General features: G+C 63.3%; 18 protein-coding genes. 15 read left to right on the top strand and 3 right to left on the bottom strand.

Annotation, left to right across the window (positions count from 1 at the left end):
• The first annotated feature begins 13 nt into the window (after positions 1-13).
• From ACXAHG_RS04165 to ACXAHG_RS04145, 5 genes are all read left to right on the top strand, one after another.
• Positions 14-424 carry a universal stress protein gene (locus ACXAHG_RS04165; protein ID WP_475056015.1) on the top strand — a complete coding sequence of 137 codons (411 nt, stop codon included), beginning with the start codon at positions 14-16 and terminating at the stop codon, positions 422-424.
• A gap of 36 nt (positions 425-460) precedes the next feature.
• Positions 461-967, top strand: coding sequence for a sulfopyruvate decarboxylase subunit alpha (gene comD / locus ACXAHG_RS04160; protein ID WP_475056014.1), 507 nt, complete (start codon positions 461-463; stop codon positions 965-967).
• Positions 964-1,518 (top strand): sulfopyruvate decarboxylase subunit beta, encoded by a 555-nt coding sequence (comE, locus tag ACXAHG_RS04155; protein ID WP_475042420.1) that lies wholly within the window; start codon positions 964-966, stop codon positions 1,516-1,518. Before comD ends, comE begins: the two co-directional genes overlap by 4 nt.
• Positions 1,518-2,651, top strand: coding sequence for an alpha-hydroxy acid oxidase (locus ACXAHG_RS04150; protein ID WP_475056013.1), 1,134 nt, complete (start codon positions 1,518-1,520; stop codon positions 2,649-2,651). The genes comE and ACXAHG_RS04150 overlap by 1 nt, the downstream gene beginning before the upstream one ends.
• Positions 2,652-3,304: 653 nt before the next feature.
• On the top strand, positions 3,305-4,180 hold the full coding sequence (locus ACXAHG_RS04145) for a BRCT domain-containing protein (RefSeq protein ID WP_475056011.1): 876 nt from the start codon (positions 3,305-3,307) through the stop codon (positions 4,178-4,180).
• A gap of 2 nt (positions 4,181-4,182) precedes the next feature.
• Here the strand turns inward: ACXAHG_RS04145 and parE are convergent, their stop codons facing one another.
• On the bottom strand, positions 4,183-6,141 hold the full coding sequence (parE, locus tag ACXAHG_RS04140) for a DNA topoisomerase IV subunit B (RefSeq protein ID WP_475056010.1): 1,959 nt from the start codon (positions 6,139-6,141) through the stop codon (positions 4,183-4,185).
• Between the two features lie 246 nt (positions 6,142-6,387).
• On the opposite strand from parE, the gene ACXAHG_RS04135 reads away from it, so the two are divergent.
• The 7 genes from ACXAHG_RS04135 (at position 6,388) to ACXAHG_RS04105 (ending at position 12,507) form a co-directional block, all read left to right on the top strand.
• The gene (locus tag ACXAHG_RS04135) at positions 6,388-7,809 is read left to right on the top strand and encodes a pyridoxal phosphate-dependent decarboxylase family protein (protein ID WP_475056008.1); all 1,422 of its coding nucleotides are present in this window, start codon (positions 6,388-6,390) and stop codon (positions 7,807-7,809) included.
• Positions 7,810-8,036: 227 nt separating this feature from the next.
• The gene (locus tag ACXAHG_RS04130; RefSeq protein WP_475056006.1) at positions 8,037-8,645 is read left to right on the top strand and encodes a carboxymuconolactone decarboxylase family protein; all 609 of its coding nucleotides are present in this window, start codon (positions 8,037-8,039) and stop codon (positions 8,643-8,645) included.
• Positions 8,646-8,868: 223 nt separating this feature from the next.
• Positions 8,869-9,753, top strand: a complete 885-nt coding sequence (gene ppk2 / locus ACXAHG_RS04125) for a polyphosphate kinase 2 (protein ID WP_475056154.1) — start codon at positions 8,869-8,871, stop codon at positions 9,751-9,753.
• Positions 9,754-9,814: 61 nt separating this feature from the next.
• The gene (locus ACXAHG_RS04120; RefSeq protein WP_475056004.1) at positions 9,815-10,450 is read left to right on the top strand and encodes a DUF1007 family protein; all 636 of its coding nucleotides are present in this window, start codon (positions 9,815-9,817) and stop codon (positions 10,448-10,450) included.
• A gap of 1 nt (position 10,451) precedes the next feature.
• The gene (locus ACXAHG_RS04115) at positions 10,452-11,390 is read left to right on the top strand and encodes a nickel/cobalt transporter (protein ID WP_475056002.1); all 939 of its coding nucleotides are present in this window, start codon (positions 10,452-10,454) and stop codon (positions 11,388-11,390) included.
• Between the two features lie 217 nt (positions 11,391-11,607).
• The gene (locus ACXAHG_RS04110) at positions 11,608-12,009 is read left to right on the top strand and encodes a hypothetical protein (RefSeq protein WP_475056001.1); all 402 of its coding nucleotides are present in this window, start codon (positions 11,608-11,610) and stop codon (positions 12,007-12,009) included.
• A gap of 93 nt (positions 12,010-12,102) precedes the next feature.
• On the top strand, positions 12,103-12,507 hold the full coding sequence (locus ACXAHG_RS04105; protein WP_475055999.1) for a hypothetical protein: 405 nt from the start codon (positions 12,103-12,105) through the stop codon (positions 12,505-12,507).
• A 32-nt stretch (positions 12,508-12,539) separates the two neighbouring features.
• On the opposite strand, the gene ACXAHG_RS04100 is transcribed toward ACXAHG_RS04105, so the two are convergent.
• Entirely contained in the window at positions 12,540-13,190 is a 651-nt protein-coding gene (locus ACXAHG_RS04100; protein WP_475055997.1) for a TIGR02453 family protein, read from the bottom strand.
• Positions 13,191-13,303: 113 nt separating this feature from the next.
• Here ACXAHG_RS04100 and ACXAHG_RS04095 point away from each other — a divergent pair, with 113 nt between their 5' ends.
• From ACXAHG_RS04095 to ACXAHG_RS04085, 3 genes are all read left to right on the top strand, one after another.
• Positions 13,304-14,683 (top strand): MATE family efflux transporter, encoded by a 1,380-nt coding sequence (locus tag ACXAHG_RS04095; protein WP_475055995.1) that lies wholly within the window; start codon positions 13,304-13,306, stop codon positions 14,681-14,683.
• A gap of 84 nt (positions 14,684-14,767) precedes the next feature.
• The gene (locus ACXAHG_RS04090) at positions 14,768-15,211 is read left to right on the top strand and encodes a nucleoside deaminase (protein ID WP_475055994.1); all 444 of its coding nucleotides are present in this window, start codon (positions 14,768-14,770) and stop codon (positions 15,209-15,211) included.
• Between the two features lie 140 nt (positions 15,212-15,351).
• Positions 15,352-16,335, top strand: coding sequence for an NAD(P)H-binding protein (locus ACXAHG_RS04085; RefSeq protein ID WP_475055992.1), 984 nt, complete (start codon positions 15,352-15,354; stop codon positions 16,333-16,335).
• A gap of 117 nt (positions 16,336-16,452) precedes the next feature.
• Here the strand turns inward: ACXAHG_RS04085 and ACXAHG_RS04080 are convergent, their stop codons facing one another.
• Positions 16,453-17,316, bottom strand: a complete 864-nt coding sequence (locus tag ACXAHG_RS04080) for a delta-class carbonic anhydrase (RefSeq protein WP_475055991.1) — start codon at positions 17,314-17,316, stop codon at positions 16,453-16,455.
• Positions 17,317-17,486 lie beyond the last annotated feature (170 nt).

Below are 17,486 nucleotides of genomic sequence, written 5' to 3'. Positions count from 1 at the left end.
TTGGAGAGAACCCATGTATGACAATATCCTGGTTGCCATGGCCCTGGACCATGGGGTTTCCGGAACAACGCTGAGGGCGGCAGCCACCCTGTGCAATTCCGGCGGGAACATCACCGCGCTGCATGTCTATGAGCCGCCGCACAGTTCGGTTACCGCCTATCTGGATGAGGACGCCGTGCGCGAGGGCCTGGAAAACGCCCGGTGCCAGCTGGCCAAGAAAACTGCCGATTATGGAGATGTTGCGACAGTAATCGTCAAGGGGCGGTCCTACCGCGCCATCGTCGAATACGCCGAACAATACGGTGTGGATTGCATCATTGCCGGCTCGCACAAACCGGGGCTCAGCGACTTCTTCCTGGGCTCAACGGCGGCCCGTGTGGTCCGCCACGCGCCGTGCGCGGTACATGTCTGCCGCACTGCCTGAACCCAAGACACGACCCCAAAGCAAAGGCAATCGACCATGAACATAGACAAGAGGATCGCTGACGATCTGGCCGCCAATGGCGTCTCCTTCGTCACGACCGTGCCCTGCAAGCAGCTGGCCGGAGTGATCGAGGAGATCGACCAGCGCGACGACATCTTCCACATCCCCTCCAACAAGGAGGATGAGGGCATGGGCCTGTGCGCCGGCGCTTGGATGGGCGGCAAGCGCCCGGCCATCATTATGCAGAACACCGCCATCGGGGTGACGATCAACACACTGGCAACGCTGATCCAGTATTACCGGATGCCGCTGCCGATGCTGATCTCGTACCGGGGCGAATTGCGCGAGCCCGTGGCCTGCCAGGTTGAAATGGCGGTGCATACCAAGGCGCTGCTGGCGCAGCTCAACATCCCTACCTACCACTTCCACTGGCAGCGGGATGTGGAGGAGCTGGACAACATCCTGAAATACACTTTCATGTGCAACAAACCCGTTGCCATCCTGACTGACGCCAATTTCTGGGGAGGCTATGGCGACCAATGATCCGTTCCGAAATCCTGAAAGAGATCGCGCCCATCCTGCGGGACCAGCTGGTGGTCTGCAACATCGGCATCCCGTCGCAAGAGCTGCACGCAATCGACGACCAGCCCACCAATTTCTACATGCTGGGCACAATGGGGTTGGCGTCCTCCATCGGGCTGGGCCTCGCGCTGGCGCAGCCCAAACCGGTGATTGTGATCGACGGCGACGGCTCGATCCTCACCAACCTCGGCACCTTGCCCACCATCGGCAACAACGCGCCCGGGAACTACATCCTGATGATCATCGACAACGGCTCCTATGGCTCCACCGGCGATCAGCCGACCTATACCAGCCGGCGCACCGATCTGGCGGGCATGGCCCGCTCGGCCGGCTGTGCCCGGGTGGTGGAGGTGCAGGACAAGGACACCGGCCCGGCGCTGGAGGATGCGCTGGCAAGCGGCGAGCCGACGGTGCTGGTGGTCAAATGCGACAGCGGCAACGCCAGGATGCCGGTGATCACGATGGATCCGGTGGTGATCCGCGACCGCTTCATGAAGGCCGTGGCCGGCTGATGGGCGCAGGCGCCATCCATTCGGCTGAGGATGCCCGCCGCCTGGCCCGGCGGCGGCTGCCGTGGATGGTGTTTGACTATATCGACGGCGCTGCCGGTCAGGAGACCGGGGCGGCGCGCAACCGCGCGGCCCTGGACGCGATCACCCTGCGGCCCCGCATCCTGCGCGATGTCAGCCGGCGCTCGCTGGCCACGCAGGTCTTTGGCGCCGGGGCGGACCGGCCCTTCGGAATTGCCCCCATGGGCATGTGCAACCTTGCAGCCCCCGGCGCCGATCTGATGCTGGCCCGGCTGGCGGCGCGCTACCGGGTGCCGCATGGGGTCTCCACCGTCGCCTCGACCCCGCTGGAGGACATCCTGGAGGCGGCAGAGGGCTATGCCTGGTTCCAGCTCTATTTCAGCGGCGACGGCAGCGGCACCTTCAAGCTGGCCGAGCGCGCCCGCGCGGCCGGGTACCAGACGCTGGTGCTGACGGCCGATGTGCCCGAGGTCGGCCGCCGCCCGCGGGAATTGCGCCACGGGTTCAAGATGCCGTTCCGGATCGGCCCGCGGCAGTTCCTCGATTTTGCCCTGCATCCGCGCTGGTCGCTGGCCACCCTGCTGAAGGGCAGGCCGGAGATGGCGAATTTCGCGATGGAGGGCTATGACTTTGACCGCACCGAAAGCCGGGCGCGGGCCACCTGGGACACGCTGGCCCGGCTGCGCGATCTGTGGCCCGGCAGGCTGGTGGTGAAAGGGGTGCTGGATGCCGGGGACGCCCGGCGGCTGGTGTTTGCCGGCGTGGATGCCATTCAGGTGTCCAGCCATGGCGCCCGCCAGCTGGAGGCGGCGCCGGCGCCGGTGGAGATGCTGGCCCGGATCCGCGCCGCGCTGGGGCCGGAATACCCTGTGTTCTACGACAGCGGCATCCGCTCTGGCGAGGATGTGCTGAAGGTGCTGGAGGGCGGCGCGGATTTTGTGTTTCTGGGCCGCATCCTGCAATTTGCCATCGCCGCCGCGGGGGAGGCCGGGCTGCACCGGCTGTGGGACGCGCTGAGCGAGGAGCTGAGCATAGCCATGGCCCAGACCGGGCGGGTGGCGATCGCCAGAGGCGGCACACCGGACGCGCCGGGGAGAGTAGCCGGAGGCCGCTGAGGGCGGTTGCTGCGCGGAAGGAAGGCGGGCCCAACGGTGCGAGCGTTTGAGGTTTGGACGGGCGGAGCCCAGTTTGACCGGGTCGCTTGCGGCCCGGTCTGCGCCTGCCTGCCCGTCAAACCTGAGGTTTGCCTCCGGCAAAACGGACAGGCGCATTCGCGCCAGCCCAGGCAGTCGCAGACCTAGCGGTGGATGCCTCCCCTCTCGGCGGCAAAGCCACCTGCCGGGCAGGGGGCGGGAGTATTTTTACAAAGGTGAATGGTGGGGCGGTGCGCCCATTTAGGACGTGAGGCGCTAGCTGCACGGCCCGCGCCTGACCTTCCCCCTGGGAGTTCACACTGGTCCGCGAAGCGGCAAACCGTCCGGGGGACGGTTTGAAGTGTGGACGGGCGGAGCCCTTCGCATCTGACCGTGCAAATCAAGGAGCGGCGTTTGCAGTATTTCATGTGGGACGTGAGGCGCCAGCCGCACGGCCCGCACCTGACCTTCCCCCCGGGAAGGCGCTTCACGCCTCCCCAAGGTCAGACGCGGGCCTTGGGGTGCGGGAGGGGGTAATCACCCTTTGGTGCTGCGATGCAAGAAAAAACACCTCTTGATTGTGCGTCTGAGTTGGGGTGATCTAATATTTGAACATCACATTCAAGGAAATTCCCATGGCTTCATTGGAACCCGGCGGCTCTGCGTTGGCTACTATTCATAGAGAAAAAAACGACAAAAAGTTCTTCTGTTACTTCACTGGGTTTCTTGAGGGGATCGCGGCGAGCGGAAACATTGAAGTTGGCGAGGTTGAGCCACTACTTATCCAATGCGCGGAGTTTGTTGAAAACTTGGGCGAGGTGGACGCACTTGAAATACTTGAAGACTTTCGCGCAGATCTATTAGATCATGACAGTATCGTAAGTATTGCTGAGTATCGAGCAAGCGAAATTGATGCTTCATGCCCGAAGTCGAGCGTAAACAGGTTCCTGGGGTTTGTTGCGGCGGTAGCCTGTGATGACATAATAACTGAGAAAGAGGCAGCTGCTCTTGTAACGCTTGGAGCAGGAAGCGAAGCTGTCCTTGAAGACCCCTTTGCACGAAACGTTGTTAACCTCTGCAGAGAAGCACTGGATGATGGCATTATTGAACCGTGTGAATCTGCTGAAATTTGCGCAGGAATTACCCGGCTCGTTGGAGACGCATTCTGCGACACAGGGATTTCGTCGCTGGGTAGTACTCCTGAGTTTTCGACTGCATCTCTAGGAGGCGACCCTTCTGATCTCGAAGGGAAGAGACTGGTCCTCACGGGAACGTTCTCAATTTCTCCACGCAGGCTTATCGAAGAGCGGTTGCAGGAGTATGGTGCAGAGACAACAAAGTCTGTGTCAAAAAAAGTCGACTACATCGTGATTTCTGAAGAAGCTTCACGTGATTGGGTGCACACACACAAAGGGACAAAAATCATTAAGGCGATGAACCTCCGGGACAGCCATGGCCGTCCCGACTTCGTGCCTGAAAACGAGCTGCTAGCTTTGGTCGGGCTCAAGTAGACTCAAACATCCAGCTCCTCCACGAACTTCGCGTTCTCCTGGATATACTGGAAGCGGAGTTCGGGTTTCTTGCCCATCAGGCGCTCGACCAGGTCGCCGGTCTCACCCGGCTCGTCTTCGTCGATGGTGACGCGGATGAGCTTGCGGGTGGCGGGGTCCATCGTGGTCTCCTTCAGGTCCTTGGCGTCCATTTCGCCAAGACCCTTGAAGCGGGAGACGTCGATCTTGCCCTTGCCGCCCAGGCCCTTTTCCAGCCATTTGTCGCGCTCGGCCTCGTCCAGGCAGTAGACACGGCGCGCGCCTTGCGTCAGGCGGAACAGCGGCGGGCAGGCGAGGTAGAGGTGGCCGCCGTCGATCAGCGGGCGCATCTGGGTGAAGAAGAAGGTCATCAGCAGCGAGGCGATATGGGCGCCGTCGACGTCCGCGTCGGTCATGATGATGATCTTGTCATAGCGCAGATCGTCGAGGTTGAACTTGGTGCCGAGGCCGACGCCAAGCGCCTCGCAGAGGTCGTTGATCTCGGCGTTTGAGCCGAGTTTGTTGGAGGCCGCGCCCAGGACGTTGAGGATCTTGCCCTTGAGGGGCAGCAGCGCCTGGTTGGTGCGGTTGCGGGCGCCCTTGCCGGAGCCGCCCGCCGAGTCGCCCTCGACGATGAACAGCTCGGTGCCGGAGCGGTCCTTGGAGGTGCAGTCGGTGAGCTTGCCGGGAAGGCGCAGCTTCTTGGTGGCGGATTTGCGCTGGGTCTCTTTCTCCTGCTTGCGGCGCAGGCGTTCCTCGGCGCGCAGGATCAGGAAATCGAGGATGGCGCCGGCGGATTTGGTGTCGGCGGCCAGCCAGTTGTCGAAGTGGTCGCGGACCGAGTTTTCCACCATCTTGTTGGCAGATTCAGTCGACAGGCGGTCCTTGGTCTGGCCGACAAAGGCGGGGTCGGCGATGAAGCAGGAGACCAGCGCGCAGCCGCCCGCCATCAGGTCGTCGCGGTTGATCTGGCCTGCCTTCTTGTTGCCGACCAGTTCGCCGTAGGCCTTGATGCCCTTGAGGATCGCGGCCCAGAAGCCGGTCACATGGGTGCCGCCCTCGGGCGTGGGGACGGTGTTACAGTAGGACTGGGTGAAACCGTCGCGGGACGGGGTCCAGTTGATCGCCCATTCGACATAGCCCGGCTCGCCGAATTTCTCGCGGAACTCGACCTTGCCGGCAAAGGGCACGTCTGCGTAGACGGAGGATTTGCCAAGCACCTCTGTCAGGTAGTCCTTGAGGCCGCCGGGGAAGTGGAAGGTGGCCTCGGTCGGGGTCTCGCCGTCGTCGATTTCCGACTTCCAGCGGATTTCGACGCCGGAAAACAGGTAGGCCTTGGAGCGCACCAGGGTGAACAGGCGCTTGGGCTTGAAGCGGTGGTGGCCGAAGATTTCCTCGTCGGCGTGGAAGGTCACGAAGGTGCCGCGTTTGTTGGGGGCGGCGCCGATTTTCTCCACCCCGCCCAGCGGCAGGCCGCGGGAGAAGCGCTGCTCAAACAGCTCCTTGTTCTTAGCCACTTGCACGACCATGGAATCCGACAGCGCGTTCACCACCGAAGAGCCGACGCCGTGCAGGCCGCCGGAGGTCTGGTAGGCCTTGCCGGAGAACTTGCCGCCTGCGTGCAGGGTGCAGAGGATCACCTCAAGCGCGGATTTGTCCGGGAACTTGGGGTGCGGGTCGATCGGGATGCCGCGGCCGTTGTCGGAGATGGTGACGGCGTAGTCCGAATGCAGCGTCACCTCGATCCGGTTGGCGTGGCCGGCGACGGCCTCGTCCATGGAGTTGTCGAGGATTTCCGCCACCATGTGGTGCAGCGCGCGCTCATCGGTGCCGCCGATATACATGCCGGGGCGCTGGCGGACCGGTTCGAGGCCTTCCAGAACCTCGATCGAGGAAGCGTCATAGGTCTCAGTAGCGGGCGTGCTGAGGAGGTCGTCGGCCATGTGCGGGAGCTGCTCTTCCTTGGTGTTGATTGGCGCCCATTATGGCAGGTGTTGGGGCCGGGTGGAAGAGGGGCGCAAGGGGCTGTGGATAAGGCGGGGCTAGCAGCACAGGGAGGGTCCAGGCCGGGAGAGTTTTCACTCCATCGAAGGTAAGTTCCGGTAATCAGGCTGCGGCGATATTCTCCGTGCAGGTGCAGCATTTGCGGGCTAAACCTCCAGCAGCGGCAGGCAGGAGGAGGGCGCGCGGTGGCTGAGAAGGGGATCAGGACGCAGGACTGGACGGCGTTTCGGGCGGAGGCGCAGCGGATGCTGGATGCGGCGCTGGACCAGATGCAAGAGGCTGCGGAGAGGCCGTGGCAGCCGGTGCCGGAGGATATTGATGCGCGCTATGCGGTGACGGCGGAGGCGCGCGGGCCGCAGGAGACCGTGGACCGGATCATCGCCGATGTGCTGCCCTATCATGGCGGCAATATCCATCCGCGGTTCTGGGGCTGGGTGCAGGGCTCGGGGCTGGCCTCGGACCTGATCAGCTCTCTGGCGGTTGCTGCCGTCAACGCCAATATGGGCGGGCGCGATCACGGCGCGAACTATATGGAACGCGCGGTGGTGGGTTGGACGCGGACCAGGATGGGGATGCCGGAGAGCGCCAGCGGGATTCTGGTCACTGGCACCTCGCAGGCGACGGTGATTGCCTTTCAGGCGGCGCGGCTGCGGGTGATGAAGAACCTGCGCAAATCCGGGCAGGGTGCAGTGCGGCTGACCGCCTATGCGGGTGAAGGTGTGCACAATGCGACACTGAAGGCGGTGGAGCTTCTGGGCATCGGTTCCGACAACTTGCGCAAGGTGCCACTGACAGAGGGCAAGCTGGACTGCGCGGCCTTGGCCCGGATGGTGGCAGAGGACAAGGCCGCGGGCGCGGTGCCATTTTTGGTGGTCGGCAATGCGGGCACTGTGGATCTGGGGCTGTTTGACGACCTGAATGCCCTGGCGGATGCGGCGGCGGATTTGGGGCTGTGGCTGCATGTGGACGGGGCCTTTGGCGCCTGGACGCGGATTGCGGCGGAGCCTTACCGGTCCTTGTCCGACGGGATCGGGCGGGCCGACAGTATTGCGCTGGATTTCCACAAGTGGATGTATGTCGGCTATGACTGCGGCATGGCGCTGCTCAGGAATGAAGACGAGCACCGGGCGGCTTTTGCGGCGCGGCCCGCCTATCTGGAGGGGGCTGAGCGCGGGCTGGCGGGCGGCGAGCCTTGGTTCTGCGATTACGGCATTGACCTGAGCCGCGGCAACAGGGCGCTGAAGGTCTGGACGGCGCTGGAGACCTATGGCGAGGCGGCGTTCTCTGAGGCGATCACCGGCAATTGCGAACTGGCGGCGTTTATGGCGGCAGAGGTTGAGGCGCAGCCATGCATGGAACTGGGGGCGCAGGTGGTGTCGAATGTCTGTGTATTCACCGCGCGCAGCGATCTGGCGCCGGACGCGCAGTCAGAGGTGAACGCGCATATCGCCCAGACCCTGCAGGAAAGCGGCGAGGCGGTGTTTTCGACCACCCGCGCTGGCGGCCGGGTAATGCTGCGCGCCGCCATTACTAACCACCGCAGCCGGGAAGCGGATGTGCGGGCGGCGATTGCCGCGGTAGCGCGGGAGGCCGCCGGTGCAGGATGAGCCCCGCGCCTGCCTGGACGGGCGCAGTGCGGAACCGGGATACCTGGCATCCGGCGGGAGAGGGATACCAACAATGCGCCAAGCGGAACCGTGGAGCGCGCCTGCCGGGGGGGCAGACAGGCGCGGGGCGGCGATGCTGCCAGGTGGAGCATCTGTGACGTTCGGTTCCATCTTCCCGCCTGAGCAGAAGCCGCTACTCTGCCGGGCAAACAATCAGGGAGAGAGACATGGCCTGGATCAGGACGGTTCCGTTTGAAGAGGCAACCGGCAAGCTGAAAAAGCTCTATGAGCGGGTGACCGGGCCAGGGGGCAATGTCGACAACATCATGATGGTGCATTCGCTGCGGCCGCATTCGATGGAAGGCCATATGGCGCTCTACAAGAATGTGCTGCACCACACCGGCAACAAGATCCCCAAGTGGTTCCTGGAGGTGCTGGGAGTCTGGGTTTCGTCCTTGAATGACTGTGCCTATTGCGTCGAGCATCACTTTGCCGGGCTGCAGCGGCTCTTGGGCGACGAGGCGCGCGGTCTGGCGGTGCGGGCGGCGATCGAGGCGCGAGAGCCGCAGGCCGCGCCGCTGGAGCCCGCGCAGATCCTGGCGATGGGTTATGCCCGCAAGCTGACCGAGGCGCCCGCCAGTGTGACGGAGGCAGATGTTGCGGCGCTGCGGGAGGCTGGATTTGACGATGGAGAGATCCTGGAGATTAATCAGGTGACGGCCTATTTCTCCTATGCCAACCGGACGGTGCTGGGGCTGGGATGCTCCACTAAGGGGGATGTGCTGGGGCTGAGCCCGAACAATTCGGAGAACCCGGACGATTGGGGGCATAAATAGGGGCGCTGCCCCTCGGCCCCTTTGGGCCTCATCCCGGAGTATTTGAGACCAGAAAGAAGCAGGCGGCCCGTTGGGCCGTCTTTTTGGTGCGCGAATGGCGTATCTTTTGATGCAGGTCAGCGCGGGGCGGAGGCGGGGCCTGTATGGTTGCGGCGCAGATTGAAAGAAGGAGATTTTGATGGACGCCGCAGCAGATAAGATCGTGAACAGCGCCGCAGCGCAGATGCCTGCAAAAACCGCCGGGGAGGCCCGTGGACCCAGTGCCGAGGACATCCGCCGGGCGTTTGAGAGCGGTGAGTACCCGTACCCCAAGAAGATGGCCCGCAAGGCCTATGAGGCGGAGAAGGCGCGGCTGCAGGCGGAGCTCTTGAAGGTGCAGCTGTGGGCGCAGGAGACCGGCGGGAAATTCGTGATGCTGTTCGAGGGCCGCGATGCGGCGGGCAAGGGCGGCACCATTAAGCGGTTCACCGAGCACCTGAACCCGCGGTCGGCCCGGGTGGTGGCGTTGAACAAGCCCTCGGACGAGGAGCGCGGGCAATGGTATTTCCAGCGCTACGTGCGGCATCTGCCGACCAGCGGCGAGATCGTGTTCTATGACCGGTCCTGGTACAACCGGGCGGGTGTGGAGCGGGTGATGAGTTTCTGCGAACCCAATGAGTACCTGGAATTCATGCGCCAGGCGCCAGAGTTTGAGCGGATGCTGGTGCGCTCCGGCATAAGGCTGTACAAATACTGGTTCTCGGTCACTCAGAAAGAGCAGAAGCGGCGGTTTGTCTCGCGCGAGACCGATCCGCTGAAACAGTGGAAGCTGTCGCCGATCGACAAGGCCTCGCTTGGCAAATGGGATGACTACACCGAGGCCAAGGAGGCGATGTTCTTTTACACCGATACCGCGGACGCGCCCTGGACGGTGATCAAGTCGAACTGCAAGAAGCGCGCGCGGCTGAACTGCATGCGGCATTTCCTGGCCTCGCTGGACTATCCGGGCAAGGATCCGGAGATCGCGCGGGCACCGGATCCGCTGATTGTCGGCCAGGCGCATCATGTGATCCACCAGTCCGATCACATCCTGGGCAAGGCGCTGCATCCTGAAACACGGACGCGCTGATCCTTGCCGGCGTGCGGTCTCGCGCTTGCGGCGCCGTGCAACGGGGCGTAGGTCTTTTGGCATGAATCATCTTGTTCCTTTGCTGACGCTCGCGCTGCTGGCCCCGCAAGGCGCCGTGGCGCATCCGCATATCTTTGTCGACACCGGGATGAAGCTGGTGGTCTCGGACGACGGACAGCTGCAGGCGGTGGAGATCACCTGGGCCTATGATGAGTTCTATTCGTTGCTGATCTTTGAGGACCGGGGGCTGGACAGTGATTTTGACGGCAGCCTGACGGCGGAAGAACTGACGCAGCTGCAGGGGTTCGATCTGGCCTGGAGCGAGGGGTTTCAGGGCGATACCTATCTGACGCTGGCGGGCGAGGCGCTGAGCCTGGGTGCGCCGGAGCATCTGTCGACCAAGGTGAAGGACGGGCGGATCACCACCCGACACCGGCGGGTTCTGACACAGCCGCAGGCCGCGGACGGCGTGGTGATCAAGGCCTATGATCCGACCTATTACACCGCCTATACGGTGAACCAGGGGCTGGAGGTCAGCGGCGGCTGTCAGGGCAGCATCACTCCGCCCAATCTGGACCAGGCCTATACCCTGGTGGAAGAGCTGCTCTATGCGATGCCGGCGGAGCAGGCAGAGGAGGCCTATCCGGAGGTTGGGGAGGCCTTTGCCGATACCGTTCGCTTGAGTTGCGGCGTGTAAGGTGAAGATTCTATTAACAATAGCAGCGCTGGGCGTGGCCGCCTTGGCCGTGTGGCTCTGGGGCTTTGGCGGTGCCGGAGCAGTGTCCCTGTGGGCAGCAGAAGGTCAGCGCGAGGCGCAGAACGCGATGGCGCGGGGCTTGCGCGCCTTACGTGCGGGGGAGCCTGGCGCGCTAGTGGCGCTTTTGTCCCTGTGCTTTGCCTACGGGTTTTTTCATGCCGCCGGGCCGGGTCATGGCAAGCTGGTCATTGGCGGCTATGGCATGGGCAAGCCGGTGCCGCTGTTGCGGCTGGCGGGGCTGGCGCTGGCGTCCTCTCTGGCGCAGGCGGCTACAGCGGTCCTGCTGGTTGCGGGCGGCCTGTTGCTGCTGGACTGGGGCCGCGAGCAGCTGACCAGCGCGGCAGAGGATGTGCTGGCGCCGGTGTCCTACGGGCTGATTGCGCTGGTGGGCGTATGGCTGCTGGTGCGCGGCCTGCGGCGGTTGCTGGCGAGCCGTACCGTTCAAACCGCAGCTCATGCCGGGCACCATCACCATGGGCACGGCCATGATCATCATCACGATCATGATGATGGGGTCTGCGCCTCCTGCGGGCACCGGCATGGGCCGACGATGGAGGAGGCCGCCAATGCCCGCTCGCTGCGCGATGCGCTGGCGATTGTCGGCGCGGTGGCGTTGCGGCCCTGCACCGGCGCGGTGTTCCTGCTGCTGCTGACCTGGCGCATGGGCGTCTTGTGGGCCGGGATCGCCGGGGCCTTTGCCATGGGGGCCGGGACTGCCACGGTGACGGTGGCTGTGGCGGCCGCGGCGGTGACCATGCGCAAGGGCGCGCTGGCGCAGATGGAAGGCACCGGCGCATTGCGGGCGGCGGCGGTGCTGGAGATCCTTGCCGGCGTCGTTGTGGCGGTGCTGGCCAGCCAGATCATGCTGCGGGCTTTGTGAGAAGGGCGGGGCAGTGCGGCAGGGGAGAGGCAGCGTTTTGAAGCTGATTGGTTTACCGTTTGCCTTTGCGGTCGGCTCAGTTCAGGATGTGCCGAAGTGATAAAAGTGATGTATTAGTCAGCCACAGGCAAGCTGTTGGAATTGCTGGGGATGTCCGGCCAGGGCGCAACCCATTTGCCGGTTGGATTTTGCAAAAAAGATAGAAAGAGAGCATTTCATGATCTTGAGATTTTCAAAACCCATTCAGTGTCTTGCCCTTTGTGGGCTGCTTGCAGCTTGCGGCGGCGTGCCGACCAGCAATGAGCTGCAATTTGACAATGACGGGAATGGCCGGTTCAGCGGCAGTGCAGGCGCTGATTGGACCGCCCAGGAGATCAGGGCGCAAGCCAGCCAGATGTGCGGCAATGCCCCGGTTGCGGATTTCAGAGTTTCCGTTTTGCCATCTGCTCCGCAATACAAGATTTTTTCCGGCACTTGTGCATCCGGCGGGAACAGCCTGGACGCTGCAGGTATTGGGCAGAATTACGTGGTGAGCGCGCCGTCTGCACCTCCAGCGCCGACGGGGGCGCCGGTGAAGAACAATGCGGCGTGGGACGGCTCAACCCCGTTCGTGGATTGATGAACTGGGTTCTCTTCCGGTGACGCCCGGTTCCGGGTGAGCTGGGCCAGGGGGGCTGGGTTTTGCTGCATCTTTCAAGCTAACCAGGAGGCATTGATTGAATTCAAAGTCACTGCTCATCGTGTTCGGCGTCTTTCTACTGTTAGTGCTGACAGTCGTGGTCGCTATCGGCGGGACGGCACTCGCCTCGGCAGTGATACCTGGAGATTCTCACAAAGAAAGCTACTTGGCAGTAATTTTCCTTTTCCCAGTGTTTTGGCTGTGGAAACGGTTTTTTGTTTGGTGTGGCCTGACGCCAAAATAGATGCATCCAGCAAAGGAGTATGTGCTTTGGGGTTGCGGAAGCTGCTTATCGCACTCACGGGATATCATCCAAGCATTTGGAGTGAGTTTCGTTTGTTCGCGCAAATGGTTGCGATTGTCTGCGGTGGAATAATTGCGGTGGCCGCCAGCCTGATGCTGTTAAAGATAGTTATTCGTCTTCTCTCTGGGGCATGATGCATAGCGAACAGTTTACCTACAATGGAGCGTTACCCGGACAGGGCATCATCCAGCATCGCAAACAGCGGCGAAAGGGTCAGATGCGCCGACATCAGCGCTGCCATCGGGGCGGCTTGCTCCTGCTCCGTCATCTCGTGCCACAGGGTCAGCGACTTGCGGCGCAATTGGGGGCCGTGGGGGTGCGCTTTGCCAAAGGGCGCGGGGACGCGTTTCAGCTCGGGCTCCTTGGCGGGAAAGCCGCCGAGCGCCAGCACGCCAAGGAGCGCTGAGGCCTCATCCCCCCATTCACCGTCCAAAGCTTCGCGCCAGCGGGTGATTTGCTGCGGTGAGAAGCCCATGATGCCGCCGCCGGCGGTGCAGTAATCGGGGGCGATGCCGAAGAACAGCGCGCAGCCGGCGCCGTTTACCGTCCACATCATGTGCAGATGGGTGTTGTAGGGGGTCTTGTCCTTGGAGAACCGCACATCGCGCTGGGGGCGGAACAGTTTTGTCGTGACCTCCGCGCCGCTGCGCTTGGAGATCGCCTGCGCGATCTCGTCCAGCAGCAGGAGCGCCGGGGCTTTCAGCTGCGCCTCGTACTGGTCCTTGTGATCGTTGAACCACTCCCGGCTGTTGTTCTGCTGAAGCCCGGCGAGAAACTGGCGGGCATCGGGGATCAGCTGGGCAAAGGCGTCGGGCATCAAGGGGCTCCTGCATGGGGGTGGTCCTTGTGCAGAATACCACCATTGCCTTGTGCGCTGGCAAGGGAACTCTGCCCTTGCGGGGGGATGCGGGCCGTCATATGGCTGGCTGTATGAGTATGTTAGCGACCAAAACGCAAGGCATGTCCGTCGGCGGGCATGCCCGCGCAATTGCCGTTCTGGGGCTGCCGCTGATCGGCGGCCATGTGGCGCAGTTTGCCATTGGCCTCACCGATACTGTCATGCTGGGCTGGTACGGGGTGGAGGAGCTGGCGGCGGTGACGCTGGGCTCGACCTATTTCTTCTCGATCTTCCTGTTGGGGTCTGGTTTTGCCTTTGCGGTGATGCCGATGGTGGCGGCCGCTGCCGGGGCCGGGGAGGAGCGGCAGATCCGCCGCTCGACCCGCATGGGGCTGTGGCTGTCGCTGCTTTACGGCGCGCTGGCAGTGCCGCTGTTGTGGTGGTCGGAGCCGATCCTGCTGTTTCTGGGGCAGGAGGCGGGGGTCGCGCATGATGCGGCGGAGTACCTCAAGATTGCCGGCTGGGCGATTTTCCCGGCGCTTTTGTACATGGTGGCAAAATCCTATCTGGCGGCGCTGGAGCATACCCAGGTGGTGCTGTGGATGTCGGTGCTGGCGGCGGTGCTGAATGCGCTAGTGAACTATGCGCTGATCTTCGGCAACTGGGGGGCGCCGGAGCTGGGGATCACCGGGGCGGCGGTGGCCTCTTTGGTGACCAATGGCGTGTCGTTCGCGCTGGTGCTGGCCTATGCGCTGAAGGTGCTGCCGGAGCATGAGCTGCTGAAGAACTTCCAGCGCCCCGACTGGGAGATGCTGGGCAAGGTGTTCCGCATGGGGGCGCCGATTGGCCTCACGACGCTGGCCGAGACCAGCCTGTTTGCGGCCTCTGCGATGATGATGGGCTGGCTGGGCACGGTGCCGCTGGCCGCCCACGGCATTGCGATCTCGCTGGCGGGGCTGACGTTCATGGTGCATCTGGGCCTGTCCAATGCGGCCACCGTCCGGGTGGGCAATGCTTTTGGCCGTGAGGACCGGGCGCATATGGCGCGCGGCGGCAAGGTGGTGACGGCGATGTCGCTGGCGGTTTCGGTGGCGGGGATCACGTTGTTCCTGACCATTCCCGACCCGCTGATGTCGCTGTTCCTGGACCCGGAGGATCCGCGCAAGGCAGAGATCCTGCTGATCGGTGCAGGCCTGTTGGCGGCGGCGGCGCTGTTTCAGATGATGGACGGGATGCAGGCGATTGCGCTGGGTCTGCTGCGCGGGGTGCAGGACACCGGCGTGCCGATGGTGATCGCGGTGCTGAGTTATTGGGCGGTGGGCATTCCGGCTTCATATGTGATGGGGTTCGTGCTGGGCTGGGACGGTGTTGGCGTCTGGGCGGGGCTGGTGGCCGGCCTGTCGGTTGCCGGGCTGTTCCTGATGCTGCGTTTCTGGCGGCAGTCGATCAAGCTGGTGGGGCAGGCCGCGTGATGCGCGCGGCTTGACCGCTTGCGCAGCCCCGGGCAGAGTTTCTGAAGAGTTTGTATTCATTCAGCAAAGAGGCCGTTCCCGATGATGACCGACGACGACAGGCGCCTGCTGCGGATAGCCTATGACGAAGCCAGGGCGGGGTTTGACGAGGGCGGCTGCCCGATCGGCTCAGTTCTGGCGCGGGACGGCCAGGTGGTGGCGCAGGGGCGCAATCAGCGGGTTCAGAAGGGCGATCCGATTGCCCATGGCGAGATGGACGCGCTGCGCAAGGCCGGGCGGCAGAAGACATACCGGGACACCGTGCTTTATACCTCGCTGTCGCCCTGCATGATGTGCAGCGGCACCATCGTGCAGTTCGGCATTCCCCGGGTGGTGATCGGCGACACGCAGAACTTTGGCGGCAACGAGGATTTCCTGCGGTCGCGCGGCGTTGAAGTGGTGATTGCAGAGGACCCGGATTGCATCGCGCTGATGGAGCGGTTCATCCGCGAAAAGCCGGAACTGTGGGCGGAAGACATCGCCGAGTGACCGGGGCCTCTGGCGAAACCGTGGCATTTTGCGTCGGGTTTCGGGGGTACAGCAGAGGGGTGCCGCTGTAGGGTCCGCGCAGATTTGCAAATCATACGCGGGCTGCTTTGGGGTGGCACGCGGCAGCCGGAGGCTTTCCTATGTCCAAACCCGTTGTTCTGATCACATCGGCCACCGGCCGCATTGGCCGCGAACTGGTCGCACGCCTGGCAGAGGCCGGTGAATTCACCGTGCGGGCCTGTTACTTCAGCGAGTCCAAGGTGGAGATGCTGACGTCGCTGGGTGCCGATGAAGTGGTGAAGTTCGACCTGTCGGAACCGGCCACCTGGGAGGCAGCGCTGGAGGGTGTTTCGGCTGTCTACTCCGCCTCGCTGGACCCGATGCTGGAAGGGCACCTGAACTTCTGCAAGGAGCTGGGCGCGCGCAAAGACCAGATCAAACATGTGGTGCGCGTGAGCTGCATGGGAGCGGATACTAATACCGCGGATTATGATGCGGACACCCATGCCTCGCGCGCAGGCGCAGGCATTCCGCTGATGCTGCAGCACTACTGGTGGGGCGAGAAGGCGCTGATTGATGCAGGCCTGAACGTGACCGCGCTGCGCAACAACTTTTTCATGAACCACCTGCTGAAGACCGACTGCGAAACCATTGAGGCCGAAGGCTGGTTCTCGAACCCCTTGGGGGACATGCGCAATTCCTTCGTGGCCACCCGCGACATTGCCGAGGCGGCGGCCGTGGTGCTGGCGGAAGGGCCGGAGCGGCACGGCAACAAGTTTTATGACATCACCGGCCCGGCGCCGCAGTCGATGGCGGAGATCGCTGCCGACCTCGGCTGTGCCATGGGCAAGGAGATTGAATACCGGGCGCAGTCGATGGAGCAGTTCGAGGCGGATTTTGGCGCCACCCGCGCCGAATTCTTCGAATATCTGACCAACGGTTTCTACACCCGCTGCAGCCCGGATTTCTACAACATCACCGGGCACAAGCCGACCTCCTACTATGACTATCTGACCACCAAGGGGGCCAGCGGGGAAACCGGGCTGGAGGAGCTGTGGCAGGGTAACCTGTGGAAGAAGGGTGTCGACGCCATGAAGGACGCAGCAGGCGCCAAGGCTTCCTGACCGTTTGCAGCAAGCAAGGGCTTCACGCGGGCAGCGTGAAGCCCTTTGCCTGGCCTGCGAGGGGGGACAGCCGCAGGACAGGCGGCCGGCGCTGCAGCACCGGCACGGCCGTTCGGGTCAATTGCCGATTTGCGACAGCAGACTTGGATTGCTCACCAGGTTGCGCACGCCGTGGGCGTGGTCCTCGTCAAAGACGTTGTTCTCCAGCCATTTGCCGACCGAGTGGATGTTCACCTTGGCCACCTGCGGGCGGACGCTCCAGCTGACCTGCAGGGGGGAACCGGCCTCGTTATAGCTGGGGCCGGTGGTGGAGCCGGCATATTGCACCGGGGTGCCGGTGTCGCTGGGAATATTGGCGGCCTGATGCAGCCCGTCTGCCATTCCAAGCTGCGCCAGCTCGCCGAAATCAAGCGCGTTTTCATCGTTGACCAGCACAAAGACTTGCGCCTCGACCCGCAGTTGCGGGTTCATGATCGCCTCGCTGAGGCAGGCGCCCAGGGTCGGGCCGGGCTGCACCTGGGCGGTGGAGTGGACGTAGTGGACCTCGATCGTGTCGCCGGGCTGCAGGCCGCCATGGCCCTTGTCGGCGATGGGATGCTCCAGCGGGGCCAGCTCTGCCGCGGTCAGGGTGCCGTCGTATTTGTAACCGGTGCCATAGCCCTTGCCGTCGCCATTGCCGGCGTAGGTGGTGAATTCGCCGCCGCGGTGTTCGGCGTTTTCGTGGAAGTGGATGTTGCACAGGTTCATTGCGGTATAGGCGGGGGCGGTCTCAAAGCTGCGGCTGTTTGCGCCTGCGGCGGCGTCGATGTCGCGCGGCGACTGCGGGCCGAACCCTGCGCCCTTGGTGCTGGCGGCAAGGGCCGAACGCTGCGCTGCGATGACATCATCGCCGACCGGGCCCGCGTCAACCGCATAGGCGGTAGTGCCGGTGAGCAGGGCTGCAATGGCGGTCCCGGCATAGGTCAGAAAGGGGTGTTGCATGGGGCATCCTGTTGTAACTGGTAATCAAAGTGAGACGTGCTGCGGCGCGTGCCGTCAAAGCGGCCGCCGGGCTGCCGGATGGCAGTACATTCGAAGTGGTAATTCGATTGTGTTAATGGGTCATTAATCAGCCTATAGTTGTTTAGACCAGACGTAACCCTGAGCCGGCT

This window comes from Leisingera sp. ABD4_442 (assembly GCF_056160905.1).
The sequence above is the reverse complement of the archived record's forward strand: the minus strand, read 5'-3'. Positions and strand labels throughout refer to the sequence as shown.

What these genes read in the sequence shown, in the direction of transcription:
- ACXAHG_RS04165 (WP_475056015.1), top strand. Translation starts at nt 14, where the DNA reads ATGTATGACAATATCCTGGTTGCCATGGCCCTGGACCATGGGGTTTCC.
- comD (WP_475056014.1), top strand. Translation starts at nt 461, where the DNA reads ATGAACATAGACAAGAGGATCGCTGACGATCTGGCCGCCAATGGCGTC.
- comE (WP_475042420.1), top strand. Translation starts at nt 964, where the DNA reads ATGATCCGTTCCGAAATCCTGAAAGAGATCGCGCCCATCCTGCGGGAC.
- ACXAHG_RS04150 (WP_475056013.1), top strand. Translation starts at nt 1,518, where the DNA reads ATGGGCGCAGGCGCCATCCATTCGGCTGAGGATGCCCGCCGCCTGGCC.
- ACXAHG_RS04145 (WP_475056011.1), top strand. Translation starts at nt 3,305, where the DNA reads ATGGCTTCATTGGAACCCGGCGGCTCTGCGTTGGCTACTATTCATAGA.
- parE (WP_475056010.1), bottom strand. Translation starts at nt 6,141, where the DNA reads ATGGCCGACGACCTCCTCAGCACGCCCGCTACTGAGACCTATGACGCT.
- ACXAHG_RS04130 (WP_475056006.1), top strand. Translation starts at nt 8,037, where the DNA reads ATGGCCTGGATCAGGACGGTTCCGTTTGAAGAGGCAACCGGCAAGCTG.
- ppk2 (WP_475056154.1), top strand. Translation starts at nt 8,869, where the DNA reads ATGCCTGCAAAAACCGCCGGGGAGGCCCGTGGACCCAGTGCCGAGGAC.
- ACXAHG_RS04120 (WP_475056004.1), top strand. Translation starts at nt 9,815, where the DNA reads ATGAATCATCTTGTTCCTTTGCTGACGCTCGCGCTGCTGGCCCCGCAA.
- ACXAHG_RS04110 (WP_475056001.1), top strand. Translation starts at nt 11,608, where the DNA reads ATGATCTTGAGATTTTCAAAACCCATTCAGTGTCTTGCCCTTTGTGGG.
- ACXAHG_RS04100 (WP_475055997.1), bottom strand. Translation starts at nt 13,190, where the DNA reads ATGCCCGACGCCTTTGCCCAGCTGATCCCCGATGCCCGCCAGTTTCTC.
- ACXAHG_RS04095 (WP_475055995.1), top strand. Translation starts at nt 13,304, where the DNA reads ATGAGTATGTTAGCGACCAAAACGCAAGGCATGTCCGTCGGCGGGCAT.
- ACXAHG_RS04090 (WP_475055994.1), top strand. Translation starts at nt 14,768, where the DNA reads ATGACCGACGACGACAGGCGCCTGCTGCGGATAGCCTATGACGAAGCC.
- ACXAHG_RS04085 (WP_475055992.1), top strand. Translation starts at nt 15,352, where the DNA reads ATGTCCAAACCCGTTGTTCTGATCACATCGGCCACCGGCCGCATTGGC.
- ACXAHG_RS04080 (WP_475055991.1), bottom strand. Translation starts at nt 17,316, where the DNA reads ATGCAACACCCCTTTCTGACCTATGCCGGGACCGCCATTGCAGCCCTG.